Below are 22,356 nucleotides of genomic sequence, written 5' to 3' on the forward strand. Positions count from 1 at the left end.
GGGGGGGGTGTAACAGCTGATTAGACCGAAGGCTTCACGATTGCATATCAGCGACTTCCGCATATCAACGCCCGTCCGGCCAACTAAATTCATAAAAAACAACGCCTTGGCAGCACACCCCGTATTCGCTTGACCGCTTCTTTTTCACGCCAATCATTACTTCCGCTCCGGTCATACAGCGCATAGTACGCACACGACCGCGCCTAGCGTGCGAACGCCGGGGTCGGGATGCGAGGGGGAGTCAGGGTTGGGTGTAGCTGCGAGGGTGGTGGCCATCCGTTGGTCCTGTTGCTGGCGTCATGCCTGCATTGAACTTAGCGCTATTGTGGTGCGCGGTAAAGAGACGCTGGAAGGTTATTCGGCCTTCCAGCTCACGGGGTAAAGCATCTCTTCGCGGTAGCCGCTGAGGACGCGGCGCAGGCCGCTGAGGTCGGTGTCGAGTTGGCTGTCGCCGGTGTCCACCAAAAACGGGCGGCCGGCGAGGCTGCGGAGTTTGGTTTTGGTGGCGACCACCAGCAGGTTGTCCAGCCCTACGGCGCGGATGATGCGGGGTGACAGTTGCTGATTGCCGCGCCCGAGTATGTGGCCCTGGCCGCCGATGGCGGTAACCAGTATGCGCCAGTCGCCGCCCTGCTCTACCTGCTCCCACAGTTGCTGCTCGGTGGCGTCACGCAGGATGAGCTCGCCGTCCTTGAGCACGTCCACGCCTAGCAGGGTGCCTTCCAGCCCCATGGCCTCCAGCAGGCCGAGGGTGGTGGAGCCGGGGCCGAGTATCCAGCCGGTGTTGTCGTCTTGTTCTTCCTGCAGGCCGGCGGCGATGTCGTCGAGTACCAGGGTTTCTACTTCACGGCCGCCCTGTTTGACCTGCTGTACAAAGCGGCCCTCTTCCGGCACGGCCAGCTCGCCGTAGTGGCGTGTGCGCACCTGGCCGTTGCGAAAGGCCTGCTCGTCAATGTCGCGCACGTCGGCTTCGCGCAGACGCACCAGCTCGCCCTGCACCAGCAGCGCAACCAACTCACCGGCGGCGCGTGGGTTAACGGCGTAAACGCCGGAGTGAATTTTCACCCCGGCCGGAATGCCCAGCACCAATTGAGTGCTGTCGAGCTGGTTGCAGATGTTGCGGGCGGTGCCGTCGCCGCCGGCAAACAGCAGCAGATCGACGCCTTGCTGGTGCATCTGCCTTGCGATGGTTTCGGTGTCTTCGGCGCTGGTGTATGGCGGGTTGGTCAGTTGGCCGACCACCTCGGCGTTAAAACCCATGTCGGCCAGCAGATCCGCGCCCATTGAACCGGGGGCGCTGAACAGTTGCAGCCGGTCGCGCAGCGGCAGCAGGTGCTCCAGTGTCTGACGCACGCGGTTGTGCGCCTGTGGCTCGACGCCCATGGCCAGGGCGTCATCGGCGACACCGTCCGAGCCTTTCAGCGCAGCGCGACCACCCAGGCCGGCCAGCGGGTTGATGATCAGGCCAAGCCTGAAGCGGGTGTTGGGTGTGCTGTTTGTCATGTCACAAATCCGTCATGCCAGTGCCATATCCTGCCTGCAACTGGCGATCAACTTGGGAGACAACCATGAATGTGCATGCTCTGAAACCGTGCCGTGACAGTGCCGACATCCTGATTCATCCGTCCCATTGCGTGGGCGGCCATCTGATCGACGAAGACGGCCGCGAGATTGCCATCACCGAACAGATGATCCAGCAAGCCTGCCAGGAGCTGGAGCAACAGTGGGTGCCGGCGCGCCCGCGCTTCAGCGCTTGAATCCGGCGGCGGCAAGCAACGCCGCCGTTTCCTCCTGACCGCTGTGCCGCACCTCGACTTCGGGGCATTCGCGGCGTAGCGGGTATCCCTTACGCAGTGCATCAAAGGCCGCCGCGGTACTTTGCCCAGCCAAGGGCAGCATGGCCGCACGAAAGCGGGCGTCGTCATCGCGCACATCGTATACCTGCCGTAGCGACCGTTCGAGCAGCCACTGCGCTGGCGTGTCAGCGGCAAACTGCAGCTGTGCCCTGCCGGCGTCCGGTGCCAGGCTTTGCAACGTCAGTGGCGCGGGTACGCCGAGACTGGCACACAAGGCGCGGTAGATCTGTTCGGTGCCACGCAGCTTGCCGTCCAGGCTGTAGCCGGCAATGTGCGGGGTGCCCAGGGCGCAGCGCTGCAGTAGCTCGCCGTCGACTTGCGGCTCTTGCTCCCAGACATCCAGCGCTACCTGCAGATCAGCCCGTTCGGCCAATACGGCTTTGAGCGCGTGATTGTCGATCACCGGGCCGCGACTGCTGTTGATCAGCCAGGCGCCGGGGCGTAGCGCAACCAGGCGGCCGGCATCCAGCAGGTGCCAGGTGGCATCAGGGCCGCTGTGAGTGAGCGGAACATGACAACTCAGCACATCACACTCGGCCAGCAGTTGATCCAGCGGAGCGAAACCTGACTCCCCGCGGTTGGCGCGCGGCGGGTCGCAGAGCAGACACTCAACCCCAAGCGCAGCGAGCGTTTGCGCCAAACGCCCACCCACCTCACCCACGCCGACGATGCCGACGCGGCGCGTGCGCCAGTCCAGCCCGGTGCGTTCACTCAGGGTCAGCAGGCAGCTGAGCACGTACTCGACGACGCCGCGGGCATTGCAGCCTGGTGCGCTGGCAACGGCAATGCCCGCCGCGGCCAGCCCCGGCAGATCAATATGGTCAGTGCCGATGGTACAGGTGCCGACAAAGCGCACCGGGGTGTCCGCCAGTAGCTGCGGGTCTACCCGGGTGACCGAGCGCACCAGCAGCGCATCAGCGTCTAGCAGGTGCTCGCGGCTAATCTGCCGGCCCGGCAAGCGGGTAATACGGCCAAGTGGAGCAAAAAAGGCGTCCAGCAGGGGGATGTTTTCGTCAGCAACAATATGCATGGAAGATCACTTGAGCAGGCTTGATGCGTCCATTGTCGAGGGGGCGATGCGCGCTGTCCAGCCGGGCAGCCATGACGGTGCGTTCTTCTGCCACATGCAGTTTGTCGCATTGATGCAACATCCCTCTTGCGTCGAGACAGCGGCGCTGCTTAACTGCAAGTCAGAGTCTGGATGTGACTTTTCAGTCCGATAACCATTCCAAGCGTTTTTTCGAGGGACTCCCTCGTTTTGCAGGACCTGCCTGAGTACCGGAACGCACCGCGCACCGCCCACTGCGCCGCGCCCGGGACTGTCCTCACCACCCTGTCGCCACGACCACAACAATGTCTATTATTCCGGCGCTGCCGCTGTGCGCCCCGGCGACCTTGCGCGTTTGCTCCAAGGCCCTTTGCCTGCACTGCCCTGTATCGCTCGTCCGCCGGGTCGAGCCACGCCAACACTGGAGACAGGGAATATGAAAGCAGAACACGACGTTGTGGAAACCCTGGGCGGCTTGCGCGTCCACACCCACTATTACAGCAGCCCGGCGCCTCAAGGCACGGTGATTCTGGTCAATGGCTCGCTGGCCACCACTGCCGCCTTTGCCCAGACGGTGCGCTACCTGCAGCCGCACTTCAATGTGGTGCTGTTCGACGAGCCCTACGCGGGTCAGTCCAAGCAGTACAACAGCAATCGGCGGCCGATTACCAAGGAGCAGGAAGCCAGCATTCTGCTGGAGCTGATCGAGCGCTACCGGGCCGATCACCTGATGTCCTTTTCCTGGGGCGGTGCCTCTGCCCTGCTGGCCTTGGCGCAGCGGCCGGCACGTATCCGCAAGGCGGTGGTGCTGGCCTTCTCGCCGCTGATCAACTCAGCCATGCGTGATTACCTGGAGCGCGGCATCGACCTGCTGGTCAATTGCGAACGCAAGGCATTGGGCGAGCTGCTCAACAGCACCATCGGCGAGCACCTGCCCTCGCTGGTCAAGCGCTTCAATTTTCGGCACATCGTGAGCCTGGACGAACACGAGTATCACCAGATGGCGTTTCACGTCAGTCAGGTACTGACCCAGGACACCCGCTGCTATCTGCGCGGCAGCGCCGACATCGATACGCCGATCCTCTTCGTCAACGGCGATCTGGACCGCTACACCAGCCCCGAGGATGCCCAGCACTTCAATCGCTATATCCGCCACTGCCGCTTTGCCACGGTACGCGGTGCGGGGCACTTTCTGGATATGGAAAGCCGCGAGGCCTGGGCGCAGACACGCGATGCGGTGCTGGGCTACCTGGCGCCCAGTCTGGACACTGTCGGCGAGCCGGCTGAGCGCATCAGCAGCATTGGCGGCGCACGGGTGGTGCCGCTGCCGGTATGAAGGTCAGACCTCGGCCAGCAAGGCGGACCAGGCGACGCCGGGACGGTAATGGGCGAGCAGCGCGGCGCTGTAGCGCTGCGGACGCTCGCCCAGGCCAGCACTGAGATAGACGCGCGCCTGCTCGCGCACGCGGGCGCGGAATGGCGCCGGGTCGGTGGCCTCGCCACTGAGGTTATCGGTACTCACATCAAAGCGGTGTCCCGCCGCCAGACAGAAGATCAGCTCCAGCGCCTGGGGCTTGACCTCAACCTGCTCGAAGGTGCGCTGCTGCTCGGCACTGCGGCCATCCGGCGCGTACCAGTAGCCAAAATCCGGCAGCAGTCGCCGCTCGGCACCAGCCACGCACCAGTGCGCCACTTCATGCAGCGCGCTGCGAAAATAATCCCGGGTAAAGAGAATGCGATGATGCGGCTCGCTGGCGTCGGCGGGGAGATATTCGGGTTCGGGATAGCCGCCACGCAGGCAGGTGTTGTAATCCGCCAGAAAGCAGTTGTCGAACAGCGTGATCAGATCCTGACAGTGGTGTTGCATGGTGTTGGGCGCGACTGAAAAGTTGGCTGGACATTAGCAGCTAAATTGCTAGCATGGCTGGTTTTTTGGCAGCCAGTCAGCACATGAACCAGACACCTCCCCAACCCGCAAGGGCGCGCATTGTAACAGAGCTGCGAGCATTGATTGTGCTGGTGCTGCCGATCATTGCTGCGCAGATGGCGCACACGCTGTTGGGCTTTGTCGATACGGCGATGGCCGGTCGCGTCAGTGCCGAGGCGCTGGCGGCCGTGGCACTGGGCAACTCCTTCTGGATTCCGACGCTGCTGTTTCTCACCGGGGTGATGATGATCGTCACCTCCAAGGTGGCCGCAGCGAGCGGCGCCGGGCGTCTCGGCCAGACCGGCGCGCTGGTGCGCCAGGGTGCCTGGCTGGGGCTGATTCTCGGGCTGCTGTGTCTGCTGTTCCTCAACCTGATGCGCCCGGTGCTGATCTGGATGAAGGTCGACCCGCAGCTGGTGCCGGTCACCCTGGACTATCTGCTGGCGATTTCCCTGGGCTTTCCAGCGGTAGGCCTGATGCTGGCGCTGCGCGGGCTGACCGATGGGCTGTCGCGCACCAAGCCGGCCATGCTGATCGGCTTTATCGGGCTGGTCATCAACGTGCCGGCCAACTATGTGCTGGTCTACGGCAAATTCGGCTTCCCGGCGATGGGCGCGGTGGGTTGCGGGGTCGCAACGGCGCTGGTGATGTGGGCGATGCTGGGCTGCATGCTGTTTCACCTGAAACGCGCGCGCTTTTATCAACCCTGTGGGCTGTTCGAGCGTTTTGACTGGCCGCACGCACGCACCCAGGGCGAGCTGATTGGCCTGGGCTTTCCCATCGGTATCGCACTCTTCGCCGAAACCAGCATGTTTGCCGTGATTGCCCTGCTGATCGGCAGCCTGGGTGCGGTGGTGGTGGCCTCGCATCAGGTAACCATCAACTTCTCTTCATTGGTGTTTATGGTGCCCTTCAGTCTGGGGCTGGCTATTACCGTGCGTGTGGGCCACAACCTGGGCCGCAGCGGTGCACGCGCTGCCATGCTCGCCACCAAGGTCGGTCTGGTCTTGGCGCTGGTGTTCGCCGCACTGGCCGCCACCGCCATGTACACGCTGGCGCAGCAGATTCCGCAGATCTATACCGATGACCGTGACGTCATCAGCCTGGCCGCCAGTCTGCTGGCCCTGGCCGCGCTGTATCAGTTTTCCGATGCTATTCAGGTCGCCTGCGCTGGTGCGCTGCGCGGCTTTCAGGATACCCGTCTGCCGATGCTGCTGACGATGATTGCCTACTGGCTGATCGGCCTGCCCGCTGGCTGCATCCTCGGGCTGACTGACTGGCTGGGTCCGGCGCGCGGGCCTGCCGGCTTCTGGCTCGGGTTGATCGTCGGCCTGAGCAGCGCCGCGCTGTTTCTGGGCCTGCGCCTGCGTGCTGTCGGGCGCAAACCCGGCCTGCAACACGGGCTGGGGCAGCGCCAGGCAGACGCGGGACAATAAGGGCGGAGCGTGGTCCGCCGCGCCAAATAGCCACCGCCGCATGACGATTGCGAGGCGGCTTCCCTATACTGTGCCCATGCGCCTGGCCACCTTAACCCTCACCCTGCTTGGCTATCTGCTGCTGACCGGCTGCCAACCACAACCGGCGGCCGAGCAGCAGATGGAAAATTACCTGGATCGCCTCGCGCGCGTGCTCAGGCAGGACTGGCAGCCCTTTTCCGCTGACAGCCTCAGTCGCTACCGGCTGCCCGAGCGCCGCGACAGCCTTTACAGCATTGCCCCTGAGCGTATCGGCTTGCTGGATCTGCTGGTTGACGTCAACCCGTGCAGGCCATTGCAGCAGCGCGTAGCCGAGCGCAACAGCGTGCTCGGCAAGGTCATGCCCTGGAGCAGCCGGCTGGCTTACGAAGGCGAGCTGCTGCGTGCGATGGAACAATGCCTTGGCACCCTGAGCGAGCCCGACCAGCAACCACTGCGCAGCGAACTGAGCGCCATTGCCGAGCGCAAGCGCAGCCAGCTGCCGCAGGTCTACTGGAACACCATCAATACCAGTACCGAGCTGGCCAGCTACCTACGCTTTACCGACACGCCGTTACCCGTGCAGGAGCAGCCGCTGGATGACACCGCCGCGCTCGCAGCGCTGCAACAATTGACCAGCATCGGTGCCGCCCTGCCAGCGCAGCTACCACCGGAACTGGAGCAGATCGAGCAGCCTCTGCAAACCCTGCAACGCAGCCCCAACGGCAGTCAGCTGATCACGGCGCTCGCCCAGACCCGCCACGGCCTGCAGCAAGCCACCGCCATGCTGCAGGCACAGCCGGGCCGCTACCTGTGCCCCATGGGCACGCCTTCGGCGCGGTCCAAGGTGCTGCTCAATGTGTTTGTGCTGTTCTATGCAGGCGAGATTCAGCCGTATCTGGCCCAACTGCAGCGTCTGGGGCAGCCTTGGTCAGAATCCGTCATCGCGCTGCGCGCGGTGCCCGGCATTCCGCCCGCCACCGCCGCTGCGCTCGACCAACTGGCCGGCACGCCGCAGAGTCTATGGGAGCAATACCAGGCGGCGCTCAAGGCCCACACGGATGCCTGGCAGCAACAACTCGGCGCCTGTCAGTCACAACCGGGGCAAGCAGGCTGGGAGCAAAGAGATCAGCACAGCGCAGACTGACTCGGCCTGCGCCCTGGCAATCAGTCCGCCTTGCGAATCAGGTAATGAAAGATTCCGTCGCTCTCATGCTGCTCCAGCAGCTCATGGCCGAGAAAGCTGCAGAAGCGCGGGATATCGCGCTGGGTGGAGGGGTCGGTCGCCAGCACCTGCACCAACTCACCCGCGGCGACATCTCGCACCGCGTTGTGCAGCATCATCACCGGCTCCGGGCAGGTCAGCCCGCGGGTATCCAGGGTTGTAGCGGCAGAATCGGACATGACAAGGCTCGGCTAAATCAACAAGTTGGCGATTATCCCGCAATCATCCCGGGCTTGCCAGACGGCCGGTAGCGACCGACACTGAAGCCAGAGTAACAACGCCCCCGCGAGGGTAAGGAAGCAAGATGATCAAAGTGTTGATTGAACGTGTGATTGCAGAAGGTCTGGAACAACCCTACGAAGAAGTCGCCCGCCGTGTCCTGGCTGCCGCAGTGCAGTCACCCGGCTTTATCTCCGGCGAATCCTTTCGCGATATGGAAGAACCCAACCGCCGTATCATCATGGTCACGTGGCAAAACATGCATTCCTGGCAGCGCTGGGAAAGCTCGGAATCACGCCGCGACAGCATCAGCGCCTTTGCACCGATTCTGCTGGAAGAAGAGAAGATCAGCCTGCTCGAGCCGCTATAACCCCGCAACTGCGCGACCCTCTGCGCGCTACGGCCGAGCGCTCGCTCGGCCGCTGCACCTGCCCCTGCTAGCGCAACGCGCGAATATGGCAGGTCACTTCTTCCCGGTCGGTGTAGAGCTGCTTGCAGCCAATGTCTGCGCGCACACCGGCTTCATCCAATGCGTCCTGAATGTGCCCCAGGCACTGCATCACTTCCTGGTAACGCTGCTTCATCGGCAGCTTGAAGTTGATGATCAGCTCGCGGCAGTAGCGCTGTCCAATCCACTTGGCTGCCAGGGCACTGCTGCGGGCCGGCTTGTCGACAATGTCGCAGACCATCCAGTCCACCGTGCGCTTGGGCCGATACATGTAGCCGTCACCCTGCACGTGCTCCACCTGACCGCTGTCCATCAGTCGTCGATCCATCGGGCCGTTGTCCACTGCGGTCACGTTCATCAGGCGATTGACCAGCTGCCAGGTCCAACCACCGGGGGCGGCGCCCAGGTCAACGGCGGTCATGCCGGCTTTCAGACGGCTGTCCCAGTCATCACGCGGAATAAAGTGGTGCCAGGCCTCTTCCAGTTTTAGAGTCGAGCGGCTGGGCGCTTCACGCGGCACTTTCAGGCGCGGAATGCCCATCGGCCAGGGCGCGCCGTTGTCGGCCCAGGACCAGCCGACAAACACTTTCTGACCGCTCTGAAAGCACAGGTGCAGGCGCGGCAGTTCGGGCTTGTTGGGGCGCACAAAGCGGGTCTTGGTGAGCGAGCGTTCCAGCGGGCCTTTCAGCTTTTTGGTTAATGCAGCCAGCGCCTTGCCATCGTTGGTATCAGCGGTTTCCAGCCACATCAGCGAGGCAATGTGTCCCTGGGCGCAGGCGGTGATAATCGGGCTGACGCGGTCTTCCGGGTCCAGCTCCAGCCAGCTGCCAACCGCCCACTGGCGGGTGAAGATCAACTGCTGAAAGTCGATGGCCCGCATCAGTTGCTCGGCCTCGCCGGGCTCCGGGCAGACAAAGCGCACCAATGCGCTGCCATCCTGGGTCACCGGATAACCGGCTATGCCCTGCTCGGCCGCCAGCTCCTGCATCTCGGCAGCCGCCTCCCCTTCAAAGCCTGGACGGCAATGTAGCAACAATTCCTGCATGTCTCGCTCCCGCTGGATGATCGGGCGCTACTGTACAGGCAGCGGCAAGTTGGTTGAAGTGCCGCCGGGCTGATCAGGCCGTATACGGCGCGCTGCGGCCTACTTGGCTACGAATTTGGCTGCGCAACTGCGCAAGTGCGGCAAGCGCGCTGCGGGCCAGGGCACTGGCAGCAAACTCAAGGCGACTGTCCGCCAGCCACAGACGCGACCGCAAGCGTCCATGCAAGTCTGCCAGCATGGGCGTCAGTGCGGCGCTATCCAGTGCGGGGCGGCCCAGCGAGTCGACTACGCCCAGCGACAGCACCTTGTACGCCGGCAGACGATCAAGCAATGGCACCAGCTGACGCTCGCCGTCGAGCAGGTCAACATGCAGCCCATCCACCGGCAAACTGCAGGCCAGCCCCAGATTTTCGTGCAACAGCCCACCGGGACAGGCCAGCAACAACTGCAACGGGACCCGTTGCAGGCGATTGTAGGCTCCCTCAAAGGCCGCGCCCCAGGGCTGCGGCAGGTGCTGCAGCAACAGTGGCTCATCCAGTTGTACCCAGTCCCCGCCGGCGTCGGCCAGGGCCAGCAGCAGCGCATCGTATCGATCCAGCGTGGCGCTCAGGCGCTCCAGCGCGTCGGGGACCTGCCACAACAGCGACAGGGGGCCGGGCAACACCACTTTCACCTGATAACCAAGCCCATGCGCCTGAGCAACCTGCCCCAGCAGGTCCTGAAGATCAGCCGGCAGGTCAGCCAACGCCAGGGTCACGCGCGGCAAACCCGCAGCGGCCTCGGCGTGCCAGCGGGCATAGGGAGAGCGGTTGGCGGAACGGGTCAGTGTATGCAGCCCGGGCATGGGCAAATCCTCGCTTGGGTGTCTGGACGCTATGCTCGCGCCACCTGCATGCTGAATCAAACTCATATGCTTCATGCTATAGTTCGATTTTTCTCATATAGACGATACCCCGCCATGCTGGAACTCCGCCATCTGCGTACCCTTAGCACCCTGCGTGATGCCGAAACCCTGGTCGAGGCGGCTGAGCGCCTGCATCTGACCCAGTCCGCCCTATCCCATCAGCTCAAGGATCTGGAAGAAAAGCTCGGCATGACGCTATTCGTGCGCAAGACCAAACCCGTACGCTTTACCAGTGCCGGCCTGCGCCTGCTGCGCCTGGCCGACAGCCTACTGCCGCAGGTACGGCAGGCCGAACGGGATATTCAGCGACTGGCGGGTGGCCAGGCCGGACGGTTGCACATGGCGATCGAATGCCACAGCTGCTTTCAATGGCTGATGCCGACCATCGACCAGTTCCGCAACGCCTGGCCTGAGGTGGAGGTGGATTTTGCCTCGGGCTTTTTCTTTGCCCCGTTGCCGGCACTGGCCCGCGGCGATCTGGACCTGGTGGTCACCTCAGACCCGCTGGACATCGAAGGCATTACCTACGTGCCGCTGTTCACCTATGAGGCCTTGCTGGCGGTGAGCAACCAGCACCCGCTGAGCACGGTGAACCACATACGCCCGGGCGACCTGGAAAGCGAGGTGCTGATTACCTATCCGGTCGAGCGTGACCGGCTCGACATCTTCAAGCAGTTTCTAGACCCGGCTGGTATCGAGCCGGCCAGCGTGCGCACCGCTGAGATGACCGTCATGATGATGCAACTGGTCGCCTCCGGCCGCGGTGTCTGCTGCCTGCCCAACTGGGCCATGGCCGAATACCTGCACAAGGGCTATGTCACCGCCCGCCGGCTGGGCCCCGAAGGGCTATTCGGCACGCTATACGCGGCGGTACGTGACGACATGATGGAAATGCCGTACCTGCAGGACTTTCTACTGACCGCCAAGGACACCTCCTTCGCCACACTGGAAGGCGTCAGCGCGCGCAGTGGCGACTAGAAAACGGGACATTTGCGCCCCCCATGCGGGTGAGACGGCAGAAACATCTCCACCCGCATCGCCAAAGTAAAAGCACTGAGGATCAATGCGTTATATCTCACTTCTCGATATCTCGGGAGGTGTAGCCATGTGCAACTAACCCGTACAGGCGACTTTACGGCCTCCTTGAGACAACTACCTTGACTGTCTTGCAGATGAGCGCGCTGCGCCACTGCATGAATTCCGGACAACAACAGAAAAAGGATACAGTCATGAAAGCACCCTTGTTCAAGCTGGCTGCGCTCGCCCTCGGCATGTCCCTCTCCAGCGCTGCGCTGGCCACCAACCCGGGCGGCGGTGGCGGCAGCAACCCCGATACCGGCACTGGCTTCCCTGGCGTCAGCAGCTTCAGCGCTGACGGCTCGTTCTCGACTACCAACGGCAGTGCAGGTCTGAGCTGCACCGTATACCGTCCGTCCACGCTGGGTGCCAACGGCCTGAAGCACCCGATTATCGTCTGGGGCAACGGCACCACCGCCTCGCCCAGCACCTACAGCGGGATTCTTGATCACTGGGCCAGCCATGGCTTTGTGGTGATCGCCGCCAATACCTCCAACGCCGGCACCGGCCAGGAGATGCTCGACTGCGTTGACTACCTGACCACCCAGAACAACCGCAGCACCGGCACCTACGCCAACAAGCTGGATCTGAACCGCATCGGTGCAGCCGGTCATTCACAGGGCGGCGGCGGGACCATCATGGCCGGCCAGGACTATCGCATCAAAGTCACCGCCCCTTTCCAGCCGTACACCATTGGCCTGGGGCACAACAGCAGCTCACAATCCAATCAGAACGGCCCCATGTTCCTGATGACCGGCAGCGCCGACTCCATCGCCAGCCCAACGCTGAACGCGCTGCCGGTCTACACCCGCGCCAACGTGCCAGTGTTCTGGGGTGAACTGTCCGGTGCCAGCCACTTTGAGCCTGTGGGTAATGCGGGTGACTTCCGTGGCCCCTCCACCGCCTGGTTCCGTTATCACCTGATGGATGACGCCAGCGCAGAAAGCACCTTCTACGGCAGCAACTGCGACCTGTGTACCGACAACGACTGGGACGTACGTCGCAAAGGCATCAATTAACCGCAAGCCCCTGAGCCATTCCGGCAGTCACCCTGTCGGGATGGCGACAGGTTGCAGCACACCTGCTGGTGTATCCTCTGGCCAGCCAAGACAACAACAGAGGATTGCCCCATGTCAGACTCCCCCCGCAAAGTCGCCGTGGTCACCGGCGCCGGCACCGGTATCGGTCGCGCCACGACCATCGCCCTGCTCAAGGCTGGCTACCATGTCGCGCTGGCCGGACGTAACGCCGACAAACTGCACAAAACCCTCGACGGCCTGGGCGCCCTGGCAGACAACACCCTGATCATCGCGACCAACGTGCGCGACCCGGCATCAGTCGAGGCGCTGTTCGCCGAGGTAAAAAGCCACTGGGGTCGCCTGGACCTGCTGTTCAACAACGCTGGAACCGGCGCACCGCCGCTGCCACTGGAAGAGCTGAGCTATGAGCAGTGGCAAGCCGCCCTGGAAACCAATCTCAGCGGCGCCTTTCTGTGTACCCAGCAGGCCTTTCGCATCATGCGCGAACAAGCCCCGATGGGCGGCCGCATCATCAACAATGGCTCGATCTCCGCCACCTCTCCGCGCCCCAATTCGGCGCCCTACACTGCCTCCAAGCACGGCATGACCGGCTTGACCAAAGCCACCTCGCTGGACGGGCGCAAGTACAACATCGCCTGTGGTCAGATTGACATCGGTAATGCCGCTACCGAGATGGCCGCGCCCATGGCACGCGGTATCCCACAGGCCAACGGCGAGATCGCTGTCGAGCCGACCATGGATGTCGAGCACGTTGCTCAGGCGGTGGTACACATGGCCGAACTGCCGCTTGAGAGCAACGTGCAGTTCATGACCATCATGGCGACCAAGATGCCCTTTATCGGCCGCGGCTGATCCTCGGGCTCCGGTGCCCATGCCGGAGCCTGCTCCCGGCGGGCGTATTGCCTTGAGACGGCGGGCCGATTTCTGTCACCGGCGCGATAGGGCAGCATGCGACCAAAGTCTGATACGCTCCTCACATATTCATCTTCTGTTACCAATGATGCAGGTACGGGACACTTTCCATCTTGGTATCACCATTGTTACCATGGCAATCGGTGCAACAACGCACCCGCTATATCGCCACGGAAAAGACAATGACAAGCCAGCAGACTCCGCTCTCCCTCGCCCTCTCCAAACGCAAGTCCGAAGAACGTGCCACGCCGATCACTGCCTTTCGCATGGCTCGCAGCTGGTGGCTTGAGGGGCGCCGTCTGAACCTGTCGCAGTTGGCTGAAGAGTTGGGCATTGGGCGCGCCACCCTGATGCGCTGGGTCGGCAACAAGGACCTGCTGATGGGCGAGATTCTCTGGTCGCTCTACAAGCGCATCTACGACGAAGCGATTGCCCGCGCAGAACAGACGCCCGGCCTCAAGGGCATCGACTTTCTGACCCAGATCTATGAAGACATCAACATCGCACTGATCAACGCACGGCCCATGTACGACTTTCTGCAAGCCGAACCGCAGTGGGGCCTGCAGCTTCTGACAGCGCGCAGCTCCGGTTTGCAGGAACGCCTGATCGGCACCTGGGAAAAGATGTTTGAAGAGGCCATCGCTGCGGGTCACATCAAGCCCGAAATGGACCCGCAAAGCCTGGCGCTGTACATCGTGCGCATCGGCGAAAGCGCCATTTACTGTGACCTGATCTGCGGCCGCAAGCCCGAGCCGGGCCCGGCAACAACCGCCTTCCGCCTGCTGGTCAACGGCCACCAGAACTGACTCCCCCTCGGACGCGGCTTGCCGCGTCCCTCGGCCCAGGGTCTGGCCTTATCAGGGCGCCGGTGCATTTACCGGCTCAGATGTGCAGACGCACCGGCCAGTCGATGATAAAGGCCGCGCCGCCCAGATCACGCGAGCCCTCTACCCGCGCATAACCCCGGTGCCAGTAGGCGATACGCCGTACGATGGACAAGCCCAAGCCATAACCACCGCTGGAGCGCGTGCGGCTGTCATCCAGGCGCAGAAAGGGCGTGAATATCCGCTCGCGATAGTCTTCAGGAATACCCGGTCCATCATCCTCGACAATCAGCCGGCAGCGGCCGTTAACCACCCGGGTGCTGATGCGCACCTGGCTGCTGGCGTGACGCGCCGCGTTGCTGACCAGGTTGGTCAGGGCACGGTGCAGATAACGTGGTTCGGCGTCGATGGCGTGGGCGCGGCCGTTGGAGCGGTCGACATGGCTGATCTGCACGCGAGAGGTCAGCGGCTCCAGCTCCAGCATGACCTGCTCGACCGTGGCCAGCACATCAACCGGCTGCAGCGTCAGGGCCGGCGCGCCCTGCTCCAGGCGTGCGTAGGTGAGAATCTCGTCGACCAGCTTGTCCAGCTCGGTCAGGTCGCCGTCCATGCTGTCCATATAGCGGCGCTTGGCATCGTCGCTATCGGCCGTCTCGACCATCTCCAGGCCAAAGCGCAGCCGCGCCACCGGTGTGCGCAGCTCATGCGAGACCGCGCGAATCATCTCCTGCTGAATCTGCATCACGCGCTGCAGGTGCTCGGCCATATCATTGAAGGCACGGGCCAGGCTGCCCACCGAGTCGGTACTGATGACTTCTGCGCGGGCATCCAGATTGCCGCGGGCAATGTGGGTGGCCGCCGACTCCAGATTCATCAGCCGCTGCTCCAGCTGACGCACCAGCAGGTAGATAAGCAAGCCACTGAGCGACAGCGCCAACAGGCCGGTCATCAGCAGCATCTCGGGCGGATACTCCTCCATCTGATAGACCGGCCCCAGGCTCAGCACCCAGTTGGTGTCCGGGATTTTCATGTACATCATCATCGAGTTGCCATCCGGCCCCAAGCTCAGCACGGTATCGAACTCGTCCAGCCGCCGACGCTGATCGACATCCAGATCCGTCTCGTGCAAACGGGTCAGATTAAGCGGGAAACCGAACCCCTTGGCACGGCGCAGCCGTTGCAGCCAGGTCGGCATGTCCGTCTCGGGGTGACGTACCAGTTCGTCGGCGATCAAAAACAGCGTCGCGCGGCCCAACTGCTCGGAGATGCGTTCAATGTCGGCGGTCAGCACCTGCTGGCGACTCAGGTCCACCAGGCTGTAGACCCGCGCCTGGGATGGCCCGGAGCTGCGCACCAGCACGCGGCCCTGGATCAGGCGCGCCCAACTGGTGGAGTCCAGCGCCAGCGCATCCAGCGAGTGCAACTCCAGCGGCACACCGATCAGGCGCATCCACACCGCCATGGCCTTCTGCCGCTCGGCGTCATCCATGGGTTCCAGGTTATCGGCCATCAGCCGAAAGGTGCCGGTGGCCACCCGTTCGCGAAAGTCTTCAGCGCGCACATCGTTAATCAGGCGGATGCTGATCAGCGCCAGGCAGGACACGGCGATCAGCACCAGCAGCATGCCGCCGTAAATGCGCAGAAAAATCGAGTTCACGCCTGGTCCGGGCCGGGGGCAACAAACAGATAGCCCTTGCTGCGCACGGTCTTGATCAGACGCGGCATGTCCGGGTCATCGCCAATCTTGGGGCGAATGCGCGAGATGCGCACGTCGATGGAGCGGTCCTGACCGTCGTACTCGATACCGCGCAGAGCGATAAAGATCTCTTCGCGGCTGAGGATACGCCCGGCATGGCTGGCCAGCAGCCAGAGCAGGTCGAACTCGGCGCCGGTCAGCTCGATCAGCTCGCAGCGCAGCCAGGCTTCGCGACGGTCGTTGTCGACCACCAGCTCGCCAAACTCCAGGCGACTGGGCGCTGCGCTGCTGTCGCTCTCGCCGCTGCGGCGCAACAGCGCCCGAATCCGTGCCAGCAGTACCTGCGGACGCACGGGTTTGTTGACGTAGTCGTCGGCGCCCAGCTCCAGGCCGGAAATATGGTCATCGTCTTCGCTGCGCGCGGTCAGCATCAGGATCGGCCGGGAGAATCCGGCGTCACGCACCCGGCGACAGATCGACAGGCCGTCTTCGCCAGGCAACATCAAATCCAGTACCACCAGGTCCGGCTGGCTGTCCAGAATGCGCTGTACGGCCAGAGCGCCGTCAGCCTCAATGGACACCGACAGTCCCTGCACCTGCAGAAACTCGGCGATCAGGCCGGCCAGTTTGTGGTCGTCCTCTACAATCAGGATGTTACTGCTATCTGTCTCCACCCCTGCTCTCCGGCTATTCAACGACTGCAAACAGCCGGCGATTGTAGCACCCGCTCAACGCCGGACTACAACGCCGGGAAGAAACACTGATTTCCGCTGTTGACATACTGCCCCGATCCGCACAGCCAACGGCCGCAAATCACAGCAAATCCGACGCCTTCAAGGGTTGACAAAATCCATTGCGCAGACCCCATCACAGATTCAAAAAAAGCCGCCAAACGGTCAAACATGCCCCTAGCCCGCAGCATTGCTGCCTTGCCGCCAGACCGGCCATTCAGGCCCAGAAAAAAACCACTAAATAGTCACTTGCCTCCGAATAAAACACACACTATCTTGTGTCGAACTCAAGGCCGATCACCACATATTGATCAAATTATCGACACCGCTACGCACAAAAATTGATCAGTTCGGCACCGTAACAGAGCATTAACGTCCCTCACCAGGCGCAATACGTACAGCATCTCGTGTCCACGACCAGAAAGGAGTTTGTCATGCAGGTCAACCCGACGCCCCCCTCTACCTCCTCCAGCAATCTGCATGGCGAGGAACAACAGGACTCCGACCTGCAGCTCAGCGCTCCCGGTCAGTTGCGCGTTATCAAGCGCAACGGCACCCTGGTGCCCTACACCGACGACAAGATCCGCATCGCCATGACCAAGGCCTTCCTGGCCGTGGAAGGCAGCCAGGCCGCCTCGTCCTCGCGTATTCGTCAGACCGTCGATGATCTGACCGATACCATCAGCGCCATCTTCAAGCGTCGCCTGCCCTCCGGCGGCACCCTGCACATCGAAGAAATCCAGGATCAGGTCGAACTGGCCCTGATGCGTTCCGGTGAGCAGAAAATTGCCCGCAGCTACGTACTGTACCGCGAAGAGCACGCCCGCCAGCGCCAGGAACGTCAGGCCACAGCCCCGGCCGATGCCCACCCGAGCATCCGCGTGACCCTGCCCGACGGCAGCCGTCAGCCGCTGGACATGGGTCGCCTGCGCACTGTCATCAGCGAGGCCTGCGACGGCCTGGCCGAAGTCGATGCCAACCACATCGAGCAGGAAACCCTGAAGAACCTGTACGACGGCGTCACCCAGCTGGACGTCAACACCGCCATGGTGATGACCGCCCGCACCCTGGTTGAGCGCGAGCCCAACTACAGCCAGGTGACCGCTCGCCTGCTGCTGGACAACCTGCGCGCCGAGGCCCTGAGCCACCTGCAGGTTGCCGCCAGCGCCACCCACAGCGACATGGCCACCCTGTACGCCAAGGCCCTGCCGGTCTACATCCAGACCGGTATCGAGTACGAACTGCTCGACCCCAAGCTGAACGAATTCGATCTGGAGCAACTGGGCGCCGCACTGGACCACAACCGTGACCAGCAGTTTGGCTACCTGGGCCTGCAGACCCTGTACGACCGTTACTTCCTGCACCGCGACGGCACCCGTATCGAGCTGCCGCAGTTCTTCTTCATGCGCGTGGCCATGGGCCTGGCGATCGAAGAAGCCGACCGTAACGCCCGTGCCATCGAGTTCTACAACCTGCTGTCCAGCTTCGACTACATGGCGTCTACCCCGACCCTGTTCAACGCCGGCACCCTGCGTCCGCAGCTGTCTTCCTGCTACCTGACCACCGTGCCGGATGACCTGTCCGGTATCTACAAGGCCATCCACGACAACGCCATGCTGTCCAAGTTTGCCGGCGGTCTGGGCAACGACTGGACACCGGTTCGTGCCATGGGCGCCTACATCAAGGGCACCAACGGCAAGAGCCAGGGCGTCGTCCCCTTCCTGAAAGTGGTCAACGACACCGCGGTTGCGGTCAACCAGGGCGGCAAGCGCAAGGGCGCGGTCTGCGGCTACCTGGAAACCTGGCACCTGGATATCGAAGAATTCCTCGAGCTGCGCAAGAACACCGGTGACGACCGCCGTCGTACCCACGACATGAACACCGCCAACTGGATTCCGGACCTGTTCATGAAGCGCGTCTTCGATGACGGCAACTGGACCCTGTTCTCGCCCTCCGACGTGCCCGATCTGCACGACCTGACCGGCAAGGCCTTCGAAGAGCGTTACGAGTACTACGAAGCGCTGATCGAGTACGGCAAGCTGAAGCTGCACAAGACCCTCAAGGCGCGCGATCTGTGGCGCAAGATGCTCAGCATGCTGTTCGAAACCGGCCACCCGTGGCTGACCTTCAAGGACGCCTGCAACCTGCGCAGCCCGCAGCAGCACGCCGGTGTGGTACACAGCTCCAACCTGTGCACCGAGATCACCCTGAACACCTCGGCTGACGAAATCGCCGTGTGTAACCTGGGTTCGGTCAACCTGCCGCAGCACATCGTCGACGGCAAGCTGGACACCGCCAAGCTGGAGCGCACCGTGCGCACCGCTGTACGCATGCTCGATAACGTGATCGACATCAACTACTACAGCGTGCCCCAGGCGAAGAACTCCAACTTCAAGCACCGTCCGGTCGGTCTCGGCCTGATGGGCTTCCAGGATGCGCTGTACCTGCAGCACATCCCTTACGGTTCCGAAGAAGCCGTGGCCTTTGCCGACCAGTCGATGGAAGCGATCAGCTACTACGCCATCCAGGCCTCCTGTGACCTGGCTGACGAGCGCGGCAGCTACTCCACCTTCGACGGCTCGCTGTGGTCGCAAGGCATCCTGCCCTACGACTCCCTGGACATCCTGGCAGAGCAACGTGGCGCCAAGTACATGGAAGTCGATCGCAGCACCACGCTGGACTGGGAGCCGGTACGCCAGCGCGTCAAGGGCGGCATCCGCAACTCCAACATCATGGCCATCGCACCGACCGCGACCATCGCCAACATCACCGGCGTATCGCAGTCCATCGAGCCGACGTACCAGAACCTGTACGTCAAATCGAACCTGTCGGGCGAGTTCACCGTGATCAACCCCTTCCTGGTCCGCGACCTGAAAGCCCGCGGCCTGTGGGACTCGGTCATGGTCAACGACCTGAAGTACTACGACGGCTCCGTACAACAGATCGACCGTATCCCGGACGACCTCAAGGCGCTGTATGCCACCGCCTTTGAAGTGGATACCAAATGGATCGTTGAAGCCGCCAGCCGCCGCCAGAAGTGGATCGACCAGGCTCAGTCGCTGAACCTGTACATCGCCGGCGCCAGCGGCAAGAAGCTGGACGTGACCTACCGCATGGCATGGTTCCGTGGTCTGAAAACCACCTACTACCTCCGTGCCCTGGCCGCCACCAGCACCGAGAAGTCCACCGTCAACACCGGCAAGCTGAACGCCGTCTCCAGCGGCGCCGACAGCGCCCCGGCCGCAGCACCCGCCGGCCCGGCGCCAGTGCCGCAGGCGTGCTCGATTGACGATCCGGACTGTGAGGCCTGCCAATAAGGCAGGCCAGCGGCAAGCCTCAAGCTGCAAGCCACAAGCAGTCCAAGGCAAGCCGCACCGTTTTCGCCTGCAACCGCTCCGAGTAGCTGCACCGCTCGGAGCGCGAAAACGTCAGTACCACCCCGCCCCTCGCGTCATTCCCGCGAAGGCGGGAATCCAGACAAACCAAAGCGCCGCGCCGAGCACGCTCGCCGCAGCCACATCGAACAACTTGCCGCTTGCAGCTTACCGCTTGCGGCTGTCGACCAAAGGGAGACTCCCCATGCTCAGCTGGGACGAATTCGATAGCGAAGACACCACCCCTGCCCCTGCCGGCAAGCCCGCGCAGGCCAAGCCCGCCGCGCCGGTAGGCGACAGCCCGGCGATGGAAAACCAGGCCGAGAGCTCGGTCGAAGACGCGCGCCAGATCAGCGCCGACGACTCCGACGCCATCGCCCGCGCCAAGGCCGCGCTGGACGAGCTGGACATTCAGGAAGGCCTGGACGACCTGGAAGGCTCCGCCGCCCGCGTACAGGTTGGCGACAAGCAGATGATCAACGCCCGCGCCGACCTTAACCAGCTGGTGCCCTTCAAATACGAATGGGCCTGGCAGAAGTACCTCGACGGCTGCGCCAACCACTGGATGCCGCAAGAGGTCAACATGACCGCCGACATCGCCCTGTGGAAGAGCGCCGACGGCCTGACCGAAGACGAGCGCCGCATCGTCAAGCGCAACCTGGGCTTCTTCTCCACCGCCGACAGCCTGGTTGCCAACAACCTGGTGCTGGCCGTATACCGCCTGATCACCAACCCCGAGTGCCGCCAGTACATCCTGCGCCAGGCCTTCGAGGAAGCGATCCACACCCACGCCTACCAGTACTGCATCGAATCGCTGGGCATGGATGAAGGCGAGATTTTCAACATGTACCACGAGATCCCGAGCGTCGCGAAGAAAGCCTCCTGGGGCCTCAAGTACACCCGCTCGATCTCCGACCCGCAGTTCAACACCGGCACGCCTGAAACCGACCGCCAGTTCCTGCGCAACCTGATTGCCTACTACTGCGTACTGGAAGGCATCTTCTTCTACTGCGGCTTCACCCAGATCCTGTCCATGGGTCGCCGCAACAAGATGACCGGTACTGCCGAGCAGTTCCAGTACATCCTACGTGACGAGTCCATGCACCTGAACTTCGGCATCGACGTGATCAACCAGATCAAGATCGAAAACCCGCACCTGTGGGATGCCGCCATGAAGGATGAAGCGACTCAGATGATCCTGCAGGGCACCCAGCTGGAAATCGAATACGCCCGCGACACCATGCCCCGCGGCGTACTCGGCATGAACGCAGCGATGATGGAGGACTACCTCAAGTTCATCGCCAACCGCCGCCTGACCCAGATCGGTCTGAAAGAGGAATACCCGGGCGCCACCAACCCCTTCCCCTGGATGAGCGAGATCATGGACCTGAAGAAAGAGAAAAACTTCTTCGAAACCCGCGTGATCGAGTATCAGACTGGCGGTGCGCTGACCTGGGATTGATCCAGCAGCCCCCAACAAAGAAGCCCGGCAGAAGCCGTAATGCTGCTCACTTAGGCATTTGCTTCCTGAAGGCCATTCTAAAATCCCGCTGCCGACCGCTCGGCAGCGGGATTTTTTATATTTTCCAGCCCATCCCAAAGGGATGCTGCTATTCCCATGCTCAAAAAACATGCAATGGAAAACACCGCCCCCCTATTCGGAGCGCGGCGTTTCTATTAAGTGAACAGCATTACGGCTTCTGCCGGGCTTTTTTGTGCTCGCTGACCATGCCTGCGGCAAGGCGGGGAGCGCGGGAACGATCAGTCTAATGATGATTTAACGCTTCACCGCCACCACCAACGCATTCCCGGATGTCCCATTCCACGGCACCAGCCGCTGGTAATCGTGCTCCAGCAGCTGCACCTCAAAATACGGATCAAGCAACTCAAGCAGCTCACCGAAGGTCACGGCAACCATCGGGTGCTCGTCTTTCCAGAGCTGGGTACCTTGCGCATCCGTGCGTTCGATGCGCAGACGCAGGCGCTGTTGTTCACCCTCCCCTGCGTAATACCAGCCAGAGCTGAACCAGAAGGTGGCGTCGTGCTGACGCACCGAATGGGACACAAAGGAGCTGTTGTCGATCTGGCTCTTATCTACGCTGTTAAAGCAGAACACGCCGCCATCGGCCAACGCAGCATGGACACTGGCTATGCACGTGCGCAGCCGGTCGATACTGCCGCTGTAGTGGATGGAGTAGAGAAAACAGGTGATCAAATCGAGCCGCTGCGTGGTGCTGAAACCGCACATGTCCTGCTGAGAGAAGGTTGCCTCCGGGCAGCGCTGCTGCGCCAGATCCAGCATCGGCTGATTGATATCCAGACCACTGGTCTGAAACCCCGCGTCCAGAAAGTGACGCACGTGCGGGCCGGTACCGCAGGCCAGGTCCAGATGGCGTTGACCGCCGTTGCCGAACAGCTGATGGATACGCTGCACAGACCGGCTTTGGGCCGGGTAATCGATGTCGGCGCACATCAGGTCGTAGTAACCCGATAGGTCTGTGTAGATGGCGTTGTGGGACATGATGGCCTGGCGCTGAAATGGCGGTGGCGCATCATATATCGCGGTGACAGAAAGT

Annotated in this window: 20 protein-coding genes; 11 read left to right on the plus strand and 9 right to left on the minus strand. The window is 62.5% G+C overall.

Features of this window, described 5'->3' with window-relative positions; genetic code table 11:
- Positions 1 to 354: 354 nt before the first annotated feature.
- Positions 355 to 1,503: an ATP-NAD kinase family protein gene (locus CNQ84_RS06280; RefSeq protein WP_096004057.1), complete on the minus strand. Its 1,149-nt coding sequence runs from the start codon at positions 1,501 to 1,503 to the stop codon at positions 355 to 357.
- Between the two features lie 65 nt (positions 1,504 to 1,568).
- Between CNQ84_RS06280 and CNQ84_RS06285 the strand changes: the two genes are divergently transcribed.
- Positions 1,569 to 1,757 (plus strand): PA1571 family protein, encoded by a 189-nt coding sequence (locus CNQ84_RS06285; RefSeq protein ID WP_096004058.1) that lies wholly within the window; start codon positions 1,569 to 1,571, stop codon positions 1,755 to 1,757.
- On the opposite strand, the gene pdxB is transcribed toward CNQ84_RS06285, so the two are convergent.
- Positions 1,747 to 2,886 (minus strand): 4-phosphoerythronate dehydrogenase PdxB, encoded by a 1,140-nt coding sequence (gene pdxB / locus CNQ84_RS06290; protein WP_096004059.1) that lies wholly within the window; start codon positions 2,884 to 2,886, stop codon positions 1,747 to 1,749. The two genes, CNQ84_RS06285 and pdxB, sit on opposite strands and share 11 nt — an antisense overlap.
- Positions 2,887 to 3,340: 454 nt before the next feature.
- Here pdxB and CNQ84_RS06300 point away from each other — a divergent pair, with 454 nt between their 5' ends.
- A complete protein-coding gene (locus CNQ84_RS06300; protein WP_096004061.1) occupies positions 3,341 to 4,240 on the plus strand; it encodes an alpha/beta fold hydrolase in 900 nt (299 codons plus the stop codon).
- Between the two features lie 3 nt (positions 4,241 to 4,243).
- On the opposite strand, the gene CNQ84_RS06305 is transcribed toward CNQ84_RS06300, so the two are convergent.
- On the minus strand, positions 4,244 to 4,771 hold the full coding sequence (locus tag CNQ84_RS06305) for an elongation factor P hydroxylase (RefSeq protein WP_096004062.1): 528 nt from the start codon (positions 4,769 to 4,771) through the stop codon (positions 4,244 to 4,246).
- Between the two features lie 83 nt (positions 4,772 to 4,854).
- On the opposite strand from CNQ84_RS06305, the gene CNQ84_RS06310 reads away from it, so the two are divergent.
- Both CNQ84_RS06310 and CNQ84_RS06315 read left to right on the plus strand, forming a co-directional pair.
- Positions 4,855 to 6,267 carry an MATE family efflux transporter gene (locus CNQ84_RS06310; RefSeq protein ID WP_096004082.1) on the plus strand — a complete coding sequence of 471 codons (1,413 nt, stop codon included), beginning with the start codon at positions 4,855 to 4,857 and terminating at the stop codon, positions 6,265 to 6,267.
- A 76-nt stretch (positions 6,268 to 6,343) separates the two neighbouring features.
- Complete coding sequence (locus tag CNQ84_RS06315; RefSeq protein WP_165771234.1) at positions 6,344 to 7,432, plus strand: DUF3080 family protein; 1,089 nt, start codon at positions 6,344 to 6,346, stop codon at positions 7,430 to 7,432.
- 20 nt (positions 7,433 to 7,452) lie between these two features.
- Here CNQ84_RS06315 and tusA read toward each other — a convergent pair whose 3' ends face one another.
- Entirely contained in the window at positions 7,453 to 7,689 is a 237-nt protein-coding gene (gene tusA / locus CNQ84_RS06320; protein WP_096004064.1) for a sulfurtransferase TusA, read from the minus strand.
- 125 nt (positions 7,690 to 7,814) lie between these two features.
- Here tusA and CNQ84_RS06325 point away from each other — a divergent pair, with 125 nt between their 5' ends.
- Complete coding sequence (locus CNQ84_RS06325; RefSeq protein WP_096004065.1) at positions 7,815 to 8,099, plus strand: antibiotic biosynthesis monooxygenase family protein; 285 nt, start codon at positions 7,815 to 7,817, stop codon at positions 8,097 to 8,099.
- A gap of 67 nt (positions 8,100 to 8,166) precedes the next feature.
- Here the strand turns inward: CNQ84_RS06325 and rlmM are convergent, their stop codons facing one another.
- Together rlmM and CNQ84_RS06335 are read right to left on the minus strand one after the other, a co-directional pair.
- The gene (rlmM, locus tag CNQ84_RS06330) at positions 8,167 to 9,222 is read right to left on the minus strand and encodes a 23S rRNA (cytidine(2498)-2'-O)-methyltransferase RlmM (RefSeq protein WP_096004066.1); all 1,056 of its coding nucleotides are present in this window, start codon (positions 9,220 to 9,222) and stop codon (positions 8,167 to 8,169) included.
- Between the two features lie 73 nt (positions 9,223 to 9,295).
- Positions 9,296 to 10,066: a 5-methyltetrahydropteroyltriglutamate--homocysteine methyltransferase gene (locus tag CNQ84_RS06335; RefSeq protein ID WP_165771235.1), complete on the minus strand. Its 771-nt coding sequence runs from the start codon at positions 10,064 to 10,066 to the stop codon at positions 9,296 to 9,298.
- A 114-nt stretch (positions 10,067 to 10,180) separates the two neighbouring features.
- Here CNQ84_RS06335 and CNQ84_RS06340 point away from each other — a divergent pair, with 114 nt between their 5' ends.
- The 4 genes from CNQ84_RS06340 (at position 10,181) to CNQ84_RS06355 (ending at position 13,961) form a co-directional block, all read left to right on the plus strand.
- The gene (locus CNQ84_RS06340; RefSeq protein ID WP_096004068.1) at positions 10,181 to 11,104 is read left to right on the plus strand and encodes a LysR family transcriptional regulator; all 924 of its coding nucleotides are present in this window, start codon (positions 10,181 to 10,183) and stop codon (positions 11,102 to 11,104) included.
- Between the two features lie 293 nt (positions 11,105 to 11,397).
- A complete protein-coding gene (locus CNQ84_RS06345) occupies positions 11,398 to 12,222 on the plus strand; it encodes an alpha/beta hydrolase family protein (RefSeq protein WP_096004083.1) in 825 nt (274 codons plus the stop codon).
- A gap of 111 nt (positions 12,223 to 12,333) precedes the next feature.
- Positions 12,334 to 13,095 (plus strand): SDR family oxidoreductase, encoded by a 762-nt coding sequence (locus CNQ84_RS06350; RefSeq protein ID WP_096004069.1) that lies wholly within the window; start codon positions 12,334 to 12,336, stop codon positions 13,093 to 13,095.
- Between the two features lie 242 nt (positions 13,096 to 13,337).
- Positions 13,338 to 13,961, plus strand: coding sequence for a QsdR family transcriptional regulator (locus CNQ84_RS06355; protein WP_096004070.1), 624 nt, complete (start codon positions 13,338 to 13,340; stop codon positions 13,959 to 13,961).
- A 76-nt stretch (positions 13,962 to 14,037) separates the two neighbouring features.
- Here CNQ84_RS06355 and CNQ84_RS06360 read toward each other — a convergent pair whose 3' ends face one another.
- Both CNQ84_RS06360 and CNQ84_RS06365 read right to left on the minus strand, forming a co-directional pair.
- The gene (locus tag CNQ84_RS06360) at positions 14,038 to 15,636 is read right to left on the minus strand and encodes an ATP-binding protein (RefSeq protein ID WP_096004071.1); all 1,599 of its coding nucleotides are present in this window, start codon (positions 15,634 to 15,636) and stop codon (positions 14,038 to 14,040) included.
- Entirely contained in the window at positions 15,633 to 16,349 is a 717-nt protein-coding gene (locus CNQ84_RS06365) for a response regulator (protein ID WP_096004072.1), read from the minus strand. The genes CNQ84_RS06360 and CNQ84_RS06365 overlap by 4 nt, the downstream gene beginning before the upstream one ends.
- Before the next feature lie 491 nt (positions 16,350 to 16,840).
- Here CNQ84_RS06365 and CNQ84_RS06370 point away from each other — a divergent pair, with 491 nt between their 5' ends.
- Positions 16,841 to 19,723 (plus strand): ribonucleoside-diphosphate reductase subunit alpha, encoded by a 2,883-nt coding sequence (locus CNQ84_RS06370; protein ID WP_096004073.1) that lies wholly within the window; start codon positions 16,841 to 16,843, stop codon positions 19,721 to 19,723.
- A gap of 262 nt (positions 19,724 to 19,985) precedes the next feature.
- Positions 19,986 to 21,242, plus strand: a complete 1,257-nt coding sequence (locus tag CNQ84_RS06375) for a ribonucleotide-diphosphate reductase subunit beta (RefSeq protein WP_096004074.1) — start codon at positions 19,986 to 19,988, stop codon at positions 21,240 to 21,242.
- Between the two features lie 315 nt (positions 21,243 to 21,557).
- Here CNQ84_RS06375 and CNQ84_RS06380 read toward each other — a convergent pair whose 3' ends face one another.
- Positions 21,558 to 22,301 (minus strand): class I SAM-dependent DNA methyltransferase, encoded by a 744-nt coding sequence (locus tag CNQ84_RS06380; protein WP_096004075.1) that lies wholly within the window; start codon positions 22,299 to 22,301, stop codon positions 21,558 to 21,560.
- Positions 22,302 to 22,356: the final 55 nt, after the last annotated feature.

Source organism: Pseudomonas abyssi, assembly GCF_002307495.1.
In the GTDB taxonomy this organism is placed as follows: Bacteria; Pseudomonadota; Gammaproteobacteria; order Pseudomonadales; family Pseudomonadaceae; genus Halopseudomonas; species Halopseudomonas abyssi.

Excerpts from the sequence above, each read along its gene's own strand:
- CNQ84_RS06345 (WP_096004083.1), top strand. The coding sequence starts at position 11,398 with ATGTCCCTCTCCAGCGCTGCGCTGGCCACCAACCCGGGCGGCGGTGGC.
- CNQ84_RS06305 (WP_096004062.1), bottom strand. The coding sequence starts at position 4,771 with ATGCAACACCACTGTCAGGATCTGATCACGCTGTTCGACAACTGCTTT.
- CNQ84_RS06335 (WP_165771235.1), bottom strand. The coding sequence starts at position 10,066 with ATGCCCGGGCTGCATACACTGACCCGTTCCGCCAACCGCTCTCCCTAT.
- CNQ84_RS06380 (WP_096004075.1), bottom strand. The coding sequence starts at position 22,301 with ATGTCCCACAACGCCATCTACACAGACCTATCGGGTTACTACGACCTG.
- pdxB (WP_096004059.1), bottom strand. The coding sequence starts at position 2,886 with ATGCATATTGTTGCTGACGAAAACATCCCCCTGCTGGACGCCTTTTTT.
- CNQ84_RS06300 (WP_096004061.1), top strand. The coding sequence starts at position 3,341 with ATGAAAGCAGAACACGACGTTGTGGAAACCCTGGGCGGCTTGCGCGTC.
- rlmM (WP_096004066.1), bottom strand. The coding sequence starts at position 9,222 with ATGCAGGAATTGTTGCTACATTGCCGTCCAGGCTTTGAAGGGGAGGCG.
- CNQ84_RS06370 (WP_096004073.1), top strand. The coding sequence starts at position 16,841 with ATGCAGGTCAACCCGACGCCCCCCTCTACCTCCTCCAGCAATCTGCAT.
- CNQ84_RS06350 (WP_096004069.1), top strand. The coding sequence starts at position 12,334 with ATGTCAGACTCCCCCCGCAAAGTCGCCGTGGTCACCGGCGCCGGCACC.
- tusA (WP_096004064.1), bottom strand. The coding sequence starts at position 7,689 with ATGTCCGATTCTGCCGCTACAACCCTGGATACCCGCGGGCTGACCTGC.
- CNQ84_RS06310 (WP_096004082.1), top strand. The coding sequence starts at position 4,855 with ATGAACCAGACACCTCCCCAACCCGCAAGGGCGCGCATTGTAACAGAG.
- CNQ84_RS06375 (WP_096004074.1), top strand. The coding sequence starts at position 19,986 with ATGCTCAGCTGGGACGAATTCGATAGCGAAGACACCACCCCTGCCCCT.
- CNQ84_RS06340 (WP_096004068.1), top strand. The coding sequence starts at position 10,181 with ATGCTGGAACTCCGCCATCTGCGTACCCTTAGCACCCTGCGTGATGCC.
- CNQ84_RS06315 (WP_165771234.1), top strand. The coding sequence starts at position 6,344 with ATGCGCCTGGCCACCTTAACCCTCACCCTGCTTGGCTATCTGCTGCTG.
- CNQ84_RS06285 (WP_096004058.1), top strand. The coding sequence starts at position 1,569 with ATGAATGTGCATGCTCTGAAACCGTGCCGTGACAGTGCCGACATCCTG.
- CNQ84_RS06355 (WP_096004070.1), top strand. The coding sequence starts at position 13,338 with ATGACAAGCCAGCAGACTCCGCTCTCCCTCGCCCTCTCCAAACGCAAG.
- CNQ84_RS06325 (WP_096004065.1), top strand. The coding sequence starts at position 7,815 with ATGATCAAAGTGTTGATTGAACGTGTGATTGCAGAAGGTCTGGAACAA.
- CNQ84_RS06280 (WP_096004057.1), bottom strand. The coding sequence starts at position 1,503 with ATGACAAACAGCACACCCAACACCCGCTTCAGGCTTGGCCTGATCATC.